Source organism: Nocardia sp. NBC_01009, from assembly GCF_045208035.1.
Taxonomy (GTDB): Bacteria; Actinomycetota; Actinomycetes; order Mycobacteriales; family Mycobacteriaceae; genus Nocardia.
The window spans coordinates 1,086,728-1,098,691 of sequence record NZ_CP108695.1 but is presented as its reverse complement, the minus strand read 5'-3'; the positions used below and the strand labels follow the sequence as shown (position 1 = coordinate 1,098,691).

Here is an 11,964-nt window from a genome sequence, read left to right as displayed (position 1 = left end):
CAGCGGTTGCGGCGGCCACGGCGAATGCTACTGCGGAGAGGACTGACCGATGCCCGACCACCGTATCGCCGCGCTCAAGGCGCTCGGCTACATCCCCCAGGCCAAGGACGAACTTCGACACGCCGCGCTCGCCAGTGAGGCCACCGCTCACGCGCTGCTCGCGGTCGCGGCCCGCCTCGGCGAGGTGGTCGAGCAGCAGTGCCTCGCCAACGTCATTGCGGCGATAGGTGCCGTTCGCTCGGGCAGCACGGGACTCGTCAACTGGGACGACGCCAAGGCCGCCGAGACCTACGTCCGCGCCCATATCGGCGACATCGTCAACCCCGACCCGAACGGGGACACGTGAGCGACGACGTAGTGGTCGGGCCCTGGCCCGGCAGCAACCGCTACGGGGTAACGCCGGGGCGGCCCAAGCCTCGGCGTCCCATCCCGAACAGATATCGAGTCGGCAAGCACGGCCCGGTCCAGCTCATGGACTGCCGCGAGTGTCGGCGGCCGTTCACGCCCGACGCCGAGGTACCGCGCGACCGGCTGTGCGCCGACTGCCGTACGGCGCAGGAGGAAGCGGCACCCATGTTGAACCTGACAGGACCGGAGCCCGAAGCGTGACGACCATGACCAGGCGGCCAATGAGCACCGGTCACCCACCGACCGAGGACGGGCGGCAGTGAGCGAGCATGAAAGGTGGTGGGTACGTAGTGGATTCGATCACGGGCGCCTCGGTGCGCGAGTTGGTGCCGGTCGATCGGTTCGAGTGGGAACGGATTGTGCGACGGGTCGAGATGCCGTCGACGGCGAAGTTCCTCGGGCTCACGATGGCGACGTACGCCGAGGCGGACGGGTCGCGAATCTGGCCGGGCGTCGACCGGTTGGCGGCCGTGATGTGCGTATCCGTACCGACCGTGAAACGGAATCTCGCGGTGCTGCGAAAGCTCGGGCTAGTCGAGGTACATCGGCGCGGCCGACGCTCGGGTCTGGCCGACGAGTACCGGCTCACGATGCCCTCGGACATCCTCGATTTGCCGATGCTCGACCCGTCCGACACCCCCAGTTCTGCGGATCACGAGTGATCTCTAGAAACCTGTGGACAACTCAATGCACAGGTGTGGATAACCCGGTTCTACAGATCACCCGTGATCCCGAGAACCGCAGGGCGAAAACAGTTCTAGGGATCATCTGGACACGTTCTAGGGATCATCTGAGCCCGTTCTACGGATCACCCATGATCCCCCACCAACCCATACCAACCACTACCAAGAACAACCCGCGTGGCTGGCTTGTGAACGCAACTCACCACCGCATCCACAGGCGGGGGTGAATCCATGCCACTCGATCGCACCGTCGAGCCCGTCGACGATTCCGCACCGTGGCATAGCCCGGACTGCCGCGACGGATGGCTCGGCTACGACCGCCAGGGCCGCCTGATTCCGTGCCTGGTCTGCCGTGACCACCTCATCAACCGATCAACCATCAACGACTTCGCCGAACGCGAGCCATCCGCACTCGCCCGCGCCGCCATCGAAAGGGACAACCGCAATGCCTGAACTCGCCGAGTACGTCACCAACACCGGCACCGTGCGTCCTGGCCAGCTCTACCGCGATGCACGCCCGACCAACGTGCGAACGTTGCGCGTCGACAGCATCGACGAGCTTGAAATCGCGTGCACGGTGATCCGGCAGGAATACGAGGGCGAGGTCACCACACCGAACCGCGTTACCAAGATGACAGCACGACGGCTCACCGGCCGCGCGTTCGTGCTGATCGGCAGCGTCGGCGAGGCCGAGCTGTGACCCGCTCAAGGGCAAGCGCGAAAGCCGCTGGCACACGACACGAGTCGGCGACTGCTGCCTACCTCGCCGAGCAGCTCGACGACGACCGAATCGAGCGCCGAGCGCGCAACGGAGCGAAGGACCGCGGCGACATCGCGGGCGTTCGCGCACCAGGCGGCGGCCGAATCGTGCTCGAGTGCAAGGACTACGGCGGCCGCATCGAAGCTGGGCCGTGGCTCAAGGAAGCAGAGGTCGAGCGCGGCAACGACGACGCGCTCGCCGGGCTCGTCATCGCGAAGCGACGCGGCATCACCGACCCCGGCTCGCAGTTCGTGCTCATGACCGTTCGCGACCTCGTCGCGATCTTGTCCGGCAACCGGCCCGAGGAGGCGTGACCGTGACCGATGCCGACTTGTGGGTGCTCCCAGCATGGACAAACCCGTTCATGCCGCTGGTCGACGAACCGACGCTCGACCCGTGGGCGAGCCCGGGCCGGGTGAGCGTGGCGCCCGAGCCGACTCACGGCGACCGGCTCACCTGGGGCGCAGCAGCGTTCGCCGCGCTCAACCCCGGTCACCCGGTCTACCGGCTCACTGTGCGCGATCGGCTGTGGTGCTACCTCGCGGGGCAGGCCGGGGCGCTCTGGTCGCTGCCGCCGAACCCGCTCGAAACTCCCGAGTGGCTCCGCCGTCAACGACTCCGCACGCTCGAGCTCGTCGCCGACGACCCGGCGCTACGCCTGTCGAGGCGCCGATGAGCACGCCGTGCGGGATCTGCACGCGCCTCGTCGGCGACGGACTACCGATGTGCGAGGTCTGCGGCCGGACACTCGTCGAGGCCCTGCTCGCCGTGCCGAGCCTGCTCGCGGACCTCGAAACCGCGCGCACCGGGCAGGCCCGCATCGCCGAGGGACGCGCCGGCGGACGCTCGGCCGAGGCGCCGCTACCGATCAAGGACACGAGCAGCGAGTACCGCGGCCGAGGTGTGCGCCTGCTCGGCGAACGCGACGCCGTCGCACTGTCGACCGCGCTGCACGGGTGGGCGCGTGTGCTCGCCGACCACCTCGGCGCCGAGGTGCCGATCGAGTCGCGCTCGCTCGCCGTCCTGGCCGCCAACGCCCGGCACACCGGCGGCTCGGCCGAGGCCCCGGCCATCGTGCACGAGCGCCGCCTACGCGACGGCGAGCGCGTCCGCGATTCTCATGTCGCGCGACGCACGGCAGCCCACCTCATCACGCCGGTACAGGAAGACGAGCGCCTCGCCGTCTGGCTTGCGAGCCATCCGCATGAGCTACGCCTGCTCGAGGCGGCCGAGCAGGCGTACCACGACATCGTGAACGCCACCGGCGGACTACGCCGCGCGATCGACCGCCCCGCCGATCAGCGGTACCTCGGCCGGTGCCCCGTAGTGCTCGACGACGGCGACCCGTGCGCGGCAAACCTGTGGGCCGAACCCGATGCCACGTGGGCACGGTGCCCGCGGTGCCACGTACAGCATGAGGTCGCCCGAATCGAGGCCGCCGCGACCGAGGCGGCTCGAGAGATGCTGTGCACGATGCCCGAGCTGCTGCACGCTTGCGCGGCCGTCGGCTCGCCGATCGCGCGCCGCACCGGTTACCGGTGGGCCACCGAGGGCCGGCTCGCGCGTCGCGCGTGGCTCATCCGCACCCGGGCCAGTGTGCGCATCACCGACCGGCACGAGGACGGCGCGGTGCCTGTTTACCGCGTAGGCGACGCCCTCGAGCTGGCGCGCCGCGAGGTCGCCGAGCACCTCGCCGCCGCGCCGACCGGCCGTGCAAGATCGAAAACGCCCTGAGCTGGTGCTATCCTCGGTGGCACCTCCAAACCGCTACTGACGACCCGACCCCTGAGTCGATCCGGTAGCGGTTTTTTCATGCCCTGAGCAGGGGCGCGACGCGGCGTAGAGCAGCGGTAGCTCGTCGGCCTCATAAGCCCGAAGGTCGCCGGTTCGAATCCGGCCGCCGCCACGATCGGATCCGATCACCTCACCCCCGATGAAGGAGTCAGCCGATGCTGTCCACCATCCTGCCCACCCTGTCCGCCGCCGGATCCGCCGCCGTCGGTGCTGTCGATTGGGGTGACGTGCTCACCGCCGTCATCCGGTCCATCTTCTGATGACCCCGTTCGACGGGCTCGTCCTGCTGTTCGCGTGCTGGCGGCATCACCCGATCCGCACACTCGAACAGCCCGCCGAGTTCACTGCGCCGATGCTGGCGTTGTCATGGTGAAGATCACCGGCCGCGACGGCTCGGTCTGGCACATCACTGCCGGGCCGTCCGGCCACTGCGGCGTCCGTCTCGGCCGCCGCCGTCACATGCCCGATTGGCTCGACGCTGTGCTGCTGCGCGTGGCACAGTTCATCGCTCGTATCGCCGGCATTCGCTGAGCTGATGGCCTGGTCCCGCGAGCCTGGGCGATATCGCGGAGTGCCGCAGCCGCAGGCCGAGCGGATCCGGCGCCGCGACGACTGGACATGCCAGAAGTGCGGCAAGGCCGGTTACGAGGTCGACCACATCAAGCCGGTCTCAGCGCGCGGGACCGACGACGACGCGAATCTGTGGGTGCTGTGCACAGATTGCCACCAGACCAAGACCGCGGCCGAGGCAGCGGCGGGCCGAGCTCGACGCAGCCGACGCCGACCGATCAAGCCGCATCCGGGGCTCAGGCAGACCGGGGCGGTACCCCCTCCCCCCTGGCCCCAGCCCGGGCGGTTGGCATAGCGACCAGGGCCGACTACGGGTTTGAGGGCCGCGGGGCCCAGCGGTAGGAGGTGACTCGTATGCCTGGACCGGCGCCTAAGCGCAATGCTCGTCGCACGAATGCCCGCCCCGATTGGCGGTCGCTGCCCGCCGAAGGACGCAGCGGCCCGCCACCGAAGTGGCCGACCGGCCGGTCGACCGCGGCGCAGCGGGAGATCTGGGAATCGCTGTGGTCGACTCCCCAAGCTGTCGCCTGGGAGTCGCTCGGCTGGACGCGGGTAGTTGCCCGGTACGCGCAGGTGCTCGCCCGCTGCGATAGCCCGAAAGCGCCGGCGTCGATCCTGGCCGAGGCTCGCCAGCTCGAGGACCGGCTCGGCCTGTCGCCGATGTCGATGCGCCGCTTGCAGTGGGAGATCACCGAGGCGCCGCGCAGCGAACGGGACGCACAGGTGACCAGCATTGCCGACTACCGCAATCTCTGAACTGCCGCCCGGCTATCGGCTGGATCCGGTCACCGGCGCGTGGCTCACGATCCCGTGGCCCACCGACCCGGATGAGAAAGCGGCGTTGATCGCGTCGTCGCTGGGTCCGTCGCTGATCGACTGGGCCGAGTGGCGCACTGACGAACCAGGCTTGACCGACTACCTGACCGGCGAGCGCTGGCGGTTCACCGACGGACAAAAGCGGTTCCTGATCCTCTGGTACGCCTACGACGAGCGTGGCCGGTGGCGGTACCGGTCCGGAGTGAAGCGCGGCGCGAAAGGTACCGGCAAGGATCCGTTCGGCGCCGCGATGTGCGATATCGAACTCGTCGGACGGTCCCAACTCGTGCGGGATGCCGAGACGGGCCGATGGACCGGCCAGCGACACATGTTGCCGCTGGTACAGATCGCGTCGAACTCCGAAGCGCAGTCGAAAGACATGCTGCGCATCGCAAACGCGTTGTTCAACAGCGAGGCCCGCGACTACTACGGCATCGATTGCGGCGAGACTCGAACCATCCTGCGCGACGGCGGGCGGCTAGAAGTCCTGACCGCGTCGGAGAAGTCGAGCGAGGGCGACCCGGCGACGTTCATCGCGTTGAACGAGTCGCACCATATGACCGAGAGCAGCGGCGGCCACAACGTCGCCCAGGTCGCGCGACGCAACGTCGCGAAATCGCCTGCCGCGCTACAGGCCCGCGTATGCGAGTTCACCAACGCGCATCGCGAGGGCATGGACTCGGTCGCCGAACGCTCGTGCGAGGCGTGGCAGCACCAAGTTTCGGGTCGCGTGCGCAAGGTCGACATCCTGTACGACAGCATCGAGGCCGACCCGGCAACCGACCTCGCCGACTACGACCAGCTCATGCGGGCTCTCGAACAGGCGTACCAGGATGCGCCGTGGGCCGACCTCGAGCGGCTGGCCGACGAGATCCAGACCGACACCCGCACCAGCGAGGCCGACGCAATCCGCTACTACCTCAACGGATTGGCCGCGGCCGAGGATGCTTGGGTCGACCCGCGCAAGTTCGACGCGTTGGCCCGGCTCGACATCGTCGTCGCTGACGGCGAACGCATCGCGATGTTCCTCGACTGCTCGAAGTCGGACGATGCGACTGGGCTTGTGGCGGTCCGATTGTCCGACGGGCATGTGATGACCCTCGGTGTTTGGCAGCGTCCGCACGGTGAGCGCGGTAAGGGATGGCTCGCGCCGCGGCACGAAGTCGATGCGATCGTCCGGCAGGCGTTCGACCGGTATCGGGTGGTGTGGTTCGGTGTCGACCCGAGCCCGGCGCGTGAGGACGAGAACGAATCGTCGTATTGGATGCCGCATATCGATGCATGGCACCGCGATTTCGGCCGAAAGCTGGTGCTGTGGGCGACTCCTGGCGCGAAGGGGCACGCCGTGAAGTTCGATATGCGGCTGTCTCAGCGCGGCGGCGCCGAACGCAACAGAGAGTTCACCGAGCAAGCCGAGCTGGTCGCGAAGGCCATCGACGAGGACGCCGCGATAACCCACGACGGCGACGCGACGCTGCGCAGCCACACCCACAACGCCAAGAAGCGCCCGAACCAGTGGGGCACGAGCTTGGGCAAACAGTCGCGCGATTCCAAGAAGAAAGTCGACCTCGCGGTGTGCATGGTCGGAGCCCAGCTCGGGCGCCGCCTGGTGCTGAACTCCGGCAAGGTCCGCCACTCGGGCGGTAGCGGAAAGGTGGTGATCATGTGACCGACGCCGTTGCGCTCGCCGACCTTCCGCAGATTCCCGACCTGAGCCCCCAGGATCAGAACACCCTCGATTGCCTGATCAGGCAATTCCGGGCGAAGTGGCCGCGCAACGAATTGCGTGCCCGCTATTACGACCACAAGAACGTGCTCAAGGACTTCGGGATCTCGATCCCGCCGCAGCTCAAGGGCGTCGAAACCGTCGTCGGATGGCCCGAGAAGGCGGTCGACGCGCTCGCTCGACGTATCCGGCACGACGGTTTCGTGATCCCCGGCGGTGACGCGGAAAGCCTTGGCATCAACGACATGTGGGCCGCGAACCGCATGGACATCGAGGCGCCGCAGGCACAGACCTCGGCACTCATCCACTCGTGCGCGTTCATCGCAACGACGCTCGGCGATGTGGCATCCGGTGAGCCCGAGGTGCTGATGACGGCGCGATCGGCGTTGTCGGGCACCGGGATATGGGATCCGCGGCGGCGGCGGCTGTCCTCAGCACTGTCGATCGTCGCCTACGACGAGTCGTTCCCGCACGACCATCGCATCACCGAACTCGTGATGTACCTGCCCGACCGCGTGCTGATCATGACCCGAAACAGCCAGGGCAAATGGACCGTCGACACCCGCCCGCACACTCTCGGTCGAGTCCCGGTCGAGCTGCTGGTGTTCCGGCCGCGGCTCGACCGGTCGTTCGGGTCCTCGCGGATCACCCGCGCGGTCATGTCGATCACCGACGAAGCGGTGCGCACCGTTCTGCGTACCGAGGTTTCGGCCGAGTTCTACAGCTCACCGCAGCGATACATGCTCGGCGCCGACCCCGATGCGTTCGTCGACGCCAAGGGGCGCGTGCGTACCGGGTGGGAAGCGATCCTTGGCCACATGCTGGCGATCGGGCGCGACGAGGACGGCAACGTGCCGACCGTCGGGCAGTTCCCGCAGATGACGATGCAACCGCACATCGAGCACATGCGCAGTATCGCAACACGATTCAGCGGAGCGACGAACTTGCCGGTCGGCGCGCTCGGCGTGGTGCAGGACAACCCATCCTCGGCCGAAGCGATCTACGCCGCGAAAGAGGAACTGATCACCGAGGCCGAGTACGCCGGTGACGTGTTCGGCATGGGCTGGACCAACGCCGTCCGTACCGGGTTGATGCTGCGCGACAAGCTGACCGAGGCCCCGCCGGAATGGAACCGGCTGCGCGTGAACTGGCGCGACCCGGCGACCCCGTCGCGGTCGGCCGCCACCGACGCCGTACAGAAGCTCGTGACCGCGTTCCCGTGGCTGGCCGAGTCGCAGGTCGCGCTCGAGCAACTCGGATGGGATGAGACCACTATCGCGCGCGCCATGGCCGACAAGCGGCGATCGTCGGTAACGGCGTTGACGCAGAGGCTCACCGCCGCACAGCAACCGACCCCGGCGCCGCCGGTCGGAACGGAAGCCATCGACACCGGGCAGGCTCAGCCGTGACCACGGTAGCCGAGCGGCAACAGTTGCTCGACGAGCTGAGCAGGCTTGCCGCGCAAGATATTGCGGCGCTGTGGCAGCAAGTCGCGACCGCATCCGACGCCGAGTTCGCACAAATGCTGATCGAAGCGTTCCCGGAATTGGTCGAACCGTACTCGGTGGCCGCGGCCGAGATGGGCGCGGAGTGGTACGCCGAGTCGGCGCCGCCGGACGTGACCTATCAGCCGACATCGTTTCTGCCGGAGGCGGGCGGGTTGTCGACCTCGGCAGAGTGGGCGCTCGGCGCGACCGGTGAGGCCGCGCTCGGGCGTCTGTCCGGGATTGCGCAACGCCAGATTTGGAACGCCAACCGCGACACCATCATCGGCAATTCCGCGGGCGAGCCGGGGTCGACGTGGGCGCGCGTGGCGCGACCTGGCGCGTGTGCGTTCTGCGCCATGCTCGCCACCCGCCACGATGTGTACACCTCGAAAGAGGCCGCGCTCACCGTGGTCGGGCGCGGCACGGAAATGACGCTCGGGGACCGGCGCATTCGGGCCGCGGGCGGAACCCGACGCAGCAACCACCAGTTCGCCGCGGACGGGCGTAGGACTCGCGGCACGCAGAAGCTCGGCGAGAAGTATCACGACTATTGCCATTGCCAGGCCAAAGAGGTTCGGCCGGGCCAGGTCTACACCCCGCCGTCGTATGTCGAGGAGTGGGAAGCCGCCTATATCAAGGCGACCCGCGAGACGCCGAGGGTCGGCAAGTACGGCGCCATCGACACACAAGCCGTGCTCGCCCACATGCGCGCAACGCTGAAAGAGTCCCGCGCCGCATCGACGATCGACGACGTACCGGTGCCCGCCCCGCCCGTCCTGACAGCAACCGCGGCGCCGGAGCTGGAGGCACCCACACCCGCCGCGACCGATGCAGCGGCGACCGCCGCCGAAGTCTCGTCGTCGACGAAGAAGGCACGCAAGGCAGCGCCGTTCGCCGGTCAATCCACAGATGATCTGATGGCCCGGTTTACGGCGAAGATCGAGGCCGGAGAAGTCGACGACGAGTTCGACGCACTTGAGGCGGAGCTGACCCGACGCGATACGCGGGCGCAAGTGGAGCGGGACCGGCGCGCCGCCGCGCGTGACGCGAAAGCGAAAGCGCACGACGACGAGTACGAGCGCCTGATGAACGACGGCGTCGACGACGAGACCGCGATCGAACAGGCATACGGCGTATCCGTGCCCGAGCAGCGCCGCCGCAACGCGCGCTCAACCCTCGCCGGATGGGGTTACGACGGCAAGAGTGTCGACCAGCAAGTTCGGGCGTGGCACCGCGACGAGGCGCATCGTGCCTGGCTGGACGCCGAGGGTTCGACGAACGGCTACATGCTGTCGAAGGCGGGCGAACGTGCAGGGGTCGACCCGCGGGACTTGTGGTCGATGCCCGAGGACCGTGCCCGCAAATACGCCAGCGAAGAACTGCGCGGATGGTGGGATGAGAACGGCCGCGTGACGGCTGCGGAGTTGAAAGCGCAGATGCTCGACCCCGTCGAGCTGGCGCGCATCCAATCGCGTGGACGGGATTACTTGCAGTGAGCGATTACCGCGATGCCTACGCCGCCGGACGCGACGCCTACGACCGCGGCGAGCCTTCCGTGCCGAACCCGCATATGCCGGGTGGCCCCCACGACGGGCACCCGAACCCGGCTCGCGCCGCTGATCTCGACAGCAAGGCCGCCCACCTGGCGCGGCTGTGGCTCGCCGGATGGCAAGCGGGCCGCGACGCCGCCGAATCTTCCCGCACCTAGCGGGACGCACGCCCACGCCTGGCGGTAATCGGGCGGCATTCGTCCCGACCGGCGCGAGGCCGGTCGGAGTTCTCCGCGACGGAGGAAGCACCACCAATGGAAACCACGATTCTGCCTGTCCACCCGACATTCGGAACCGCACTCGGCGTGCGTCGCAACGGCGCACCGATCTGGCCGGTACGCGGCGCATCTCAGGAGGGCGACCCTCCTAGCACCGCCCCGGAACCGACGACCACCCCGCAACCTGCGACGACCGAACCGAAGGCGCCGGCCGAACCGGCGGCCGACGACGGCCTCGGCGACGGCGGAAAGAAGGCGCTCGAGGCCGAACGGCTGGCCCGCAAGGAAGCCGAGAAAGCGCAGAAAGCGGCCGAGGCCAAGGTCAAGACATTCGAGGACGCGCAGAAGTCCGACGCCCAGAAGCAGGCCGAGCGCCTGGCCGAACTCGAGACCGAAGCCGCGACCGCGAAGCACGAGGCTTTGCGGTTCAAATACGCCGCTAAGCACCAGCTTTCGGACGAAGACGCCGAAACGTTCCTCACCGGCGCGGACGAGGCGACCATCGCCAAGCAAGCGGCCAGGCTCGCGGAACTCGTGGCCGGTGGTGCCACACCCAAGCCCCAACCAGGCACCTACGTGCCCGGCGAGGGGCGCACCCCGCAGACTCCGAACCTCGACGAGCAGATCGCCGAGGCACAGAAGAACCGGGACTTCACCCGCGCTATCGCGCTCAAAGAGCAGCGGTCGGCGCAGCAACGACAAGCCCGATAGGAGGCTGAAATGTCCGGAATCACCGGAATCGGCACCACTTTCAACCTGCCGAACTTCCACGGCGAGCTGTACGCGCTCACCCCGGCCGATACTCCGCTGCTGTCCGCGGCGGGCGGTATCGGCGGTGGCGGCCAGACCGACTCGACCGCGTTCGAATGGCAGACCTACGACCTGCGCGACGCCGCGAACCGGCCCCGCCTCGAGGGTGCCGCCGCACCCAACGGCGAGGAACGGGTGCGCGCGAACGTCGAGAACGTCGTGCAGATCTTTCACGAGTCCGTCGAGACCAGCTACACCAAGCAGGCGGCGACCGGCCAGTACAACACCGTGACCGCGGCGCCGTTCATCTCCGCCGCCGGTGAGCCGAATCCAGTTGGTACCGAGCACTCGTGGCAGATCATGCAGTCGCTCAAGCAGATTGCCCGCGACGTGAATTTCGTGTTCTGGCATGGCACCAAGGTCAAGCCGACCACGAACGCGACCGCGCGGCAGACTCAGGGCATCCTCGGTGCGCTCACCTCGAACGCACAGGTCGCCGACTCGTCGAACCCGCTCACCGTGGGCGCGACGGCGGCAACCGACACGATCACCGTGACCCACAACCTCGTGGTGAACGACAAGGTCGTTTTCACCGATGTCGGGGCGTCGACCGCGATCGTGCCGCATCGCGCGTACTGGGTGGTGCAGAACTCGACGACCGCGTCGTTCAAGGTGAGCGCCACCAAGGGCGGTACGCCGATCACCGTCGGCACCGCGACCGTGTCGTTCTACGGCATCAAGGCCGCCACCGTCGTAACCCCCGACGTGATCGGCGCCCTGTTGCAGTCGGTGTTCGACAACGGCGGCATCACCGAGCAGGGCACCGCAACCCTGTTCGTGCCGTCCGGGCAGAAGCGCGCCATCTCCAAGGCATACGCGACCGCCTACTCGAGCACCGCGGGAATCATGGCCGGTACCCGCAACGTCGGCGGTGTCGACATGCAAACCATCGTCACCGATTTCGGCACGCTGAACATCGTTGTCGAGCGCGCCTTGCCCGCCGACGCGATCTCGGTGATCTCCCTTGAGCAGATCGACCCCGTGTTCCTCAACATCCCCGGCAAGGGGGTGCTGTTCGAGGAGGAACTCGCCAAGGTCGGCGCGTCCGACAAGACGCAGATCTACGGCGAGATCGGGCTCAAGTACGGCAACCAGGCCGCGCACGGCGTATTGCGCGGGCTCTACGCCTGACCGGAAGGGGG

Annotated in this window: 17 protein-coding genes and 1 tRNA gene; all 18 read left to right on the top strand. The window is 67.9% G+C overall.

Translation table 11 applies throughout. The features are described from left to right. The first annotated feature begins 49 nt into the window (after positions 1–49). Positions 50–346: a hypothetical protein gene (locus OHA42_RS05055; RefSeq protein WP_406234964.1), complete on the top strand. Its 297-nt coding sequence runs from the start codon at positions 50–52 to the stop codon at positions 344–346. Then, positions 343–609 carry a hypothetical protein gene (locus OHA42_RS05050; protein ID WP_406234962.1) on the top strand — a complete coding sequence of 89 codons (267 nt, stop codon included), beginning with the start codon at positions 343–345 and terminating at the stop codon, positions 607–609. Before OHA42_RS05055 ends, OHA42_RS05050 begins: the two co-directional genes overlap by 4 nt. Positions 610–698: 89 nt before the next feature. Further along, the gene (locus OHA42_RS05045) at positions 699–1,070 is read left to right on the top strand and encodes a helix-turn-helix domain-containing protein (RefSeq protein WP_406234960.1); all 372 of its coding nucleotides are present in this window, start codon (positions 699–701) and stop codon (positions 1,068–1,070) included. Positions 1,071–1,322: 252 nt separating this feature from the next. Beyond that, the gene (locus OHA42_RS05040) at positions 1,323–1,544 is read left to right on the top strand and encodes a hypothetical protein (protein WP_406234958.1); all 222 of its coding nucleotides are present in this window, start codon (positions 1,323–1,325) and stop codon (positions 1,542–1,544) included. After that, positions 1,537–1,791 carry a hypothetical protein gene (locus OHA42_RS05035; protein WP_406234956.1) on the top strand — a complete coding sequence of 85 codons (255 nt, stop codon included), beginning with the start codon at positions 1,537–1,539 and terminating at the stop codon, positions 1,789–1,791. Before OHA42_RS05040 ends, OHA42_RS05035 begins: the two co-directional genes overlap by 8 nt. Then, on the top strand, positions 1,788–2,165 hold the full coding sequence (locus OHA42_RS05030) for a hypothetical protein (RefSeq protein WP_406234955.1): 378 nt from the start codon (positions 1,788–1,790) through the stop codon (positions 2,163–2,165). The genes OHA42_RS05035 and OHA42_RS05030 overlap by 4 nt, the downstream gene beginning before the upstream one ends. A gap of 2 nt (positions 2,166–2,167) precedes the next feature. After that, the gene (locus tag OHA42_RS05025) at positions 2,168–2,527 is read left to right on the top strand and encodes a hypothetical protein (protein WP_406234954.1); all 360 of its coding nucleotides are present in this window, start codon (positions 2,168–2,170) and stop codon (positions 2,525–2,527) included. Beyond that, a complete protein-coding gene (locus OHA42_RS05020; protein WP_406234953.1) occupies positions 2,524–3,585 on the top strand; it encodes a hypothetical protein in 1,062 nt (353 codons plus the stop codon). The genes OHA42_RS05025 and OHA42_RS05020 overlap by 4 nt, the downstream gene beginning before the upstream one ends. Before the next feature lie 99 nt (positions 3,586–3,684). Continuing rightward, positions 3,685–3,757, top strand: a tRNA-Met gene (locus tag OHA42_RS05015). A gap of 254 nt (positions 3,758–4,011) precedes the next feature. Beyond that, on the top strand, positions 4,012–4,176 hold the full coding sequence (locus tag OHA42_RS05010) for a hypothetical protein (protein WP_406234951.1): 165 nt from the start codon (positions 4,012–4,014) through the stop codon (positions 4,174–4,176). A 4-nt stretch (positions 4,177–4,180) separates the two neighbouring features. Beyond that, a complete protein-coding gene (locus tag OHA42_RS05005; protein WP_406234950.1) occupies positions 4,181–4,510 on the top strand; it encodes an HNH endonuclease in 330 nt (109 codons plus the stop codon). Positions 4,511–4,569: 59 nt separating this feature from the next. Then, positions 4,570–4,971 (top strand): hypothetical protein, encoded by a 402-nt coding sequence (locus tag OHA42_RS05000; protein ID WP_406234948.1) that lies wholly within the window; start codon positions 4,570–4,572, stop codon positions 4,969–4,971. Then, complete coding sequence (locus OHA42_RS04995) at positions 4,949–6,700, top strand: terminase (protein ID WP_406234946.1); 1,752 nt, start codon at positions 4,949–4,951, stop codon at positions 6,698–6,700. Before OHA42_RS05000 ends, OHA42_RS04995 begins: the two co-directional genes overlap by 23 nt. After that, entirely contained in the window at positions 6,697–8,166 is a 1,470-nt protein-coding gene (locus OHA42_RS04990; protein WP_406234945.1) for a phage portal protein, read from the top strand. The genes OHA42_RS04995 and OHA42_RS04990 overlap by 4 nt, the downstream gene beginning before the upstream one ends. Continuing rightward, positions 8,163–9,740, top strand: a complete 1,578-nt coding sequence (locus tag OHA42_RS04985; RefSeq protein WP_406234943.1) for a hypothetical protein — start codon at positions 8,163–8,165, stop codon at positions 9,738–9,740. Before OHA42_RS04990 ends, OHA42_RS04985 begins: the two co-directional genes overlap by 4 nt. Next, positions 9,737–9,952, top strand: coding sequence for a hypothetical protein (locus OHA42_RS04980; RefSeq protein ID WP_406234942.1), 216 nt, complete (start codon positions 9,737–9,739; stop codon positions 9,950–9,952). Before OHA42_RS04985 ends, OHA42_RS04980 begins: the two co-directional genes overlap by 4 nt. Positions 9,953–10,048: 96 nt before the next feature. Next, positions 10,049–10,723 (top strand): hypothetical protein, encoded by a 675-nt coding sequence (locus tag OHA42_RS04975; RefSeq protein WP_406234940.1) that lies wholly within the window; start codon positions 10,049–10,051, stop codon positions 10,721–10,723. 9 nt (positions 10,724–10,732) lie between these two features. Further along, positions 10,733–11,953 (top strand): DUF5309 family protein, encoded by a 1,221-nt coding sequence (locus OHA42_RS04970; RefSeq protein ID WP_406234938.1) that lies wholly within the window; start codon positions 10,733–10,735, stop codon positions 11,951–11,953. Positions 11,954–11,964 lie beyond the last annotated feature (11 nt).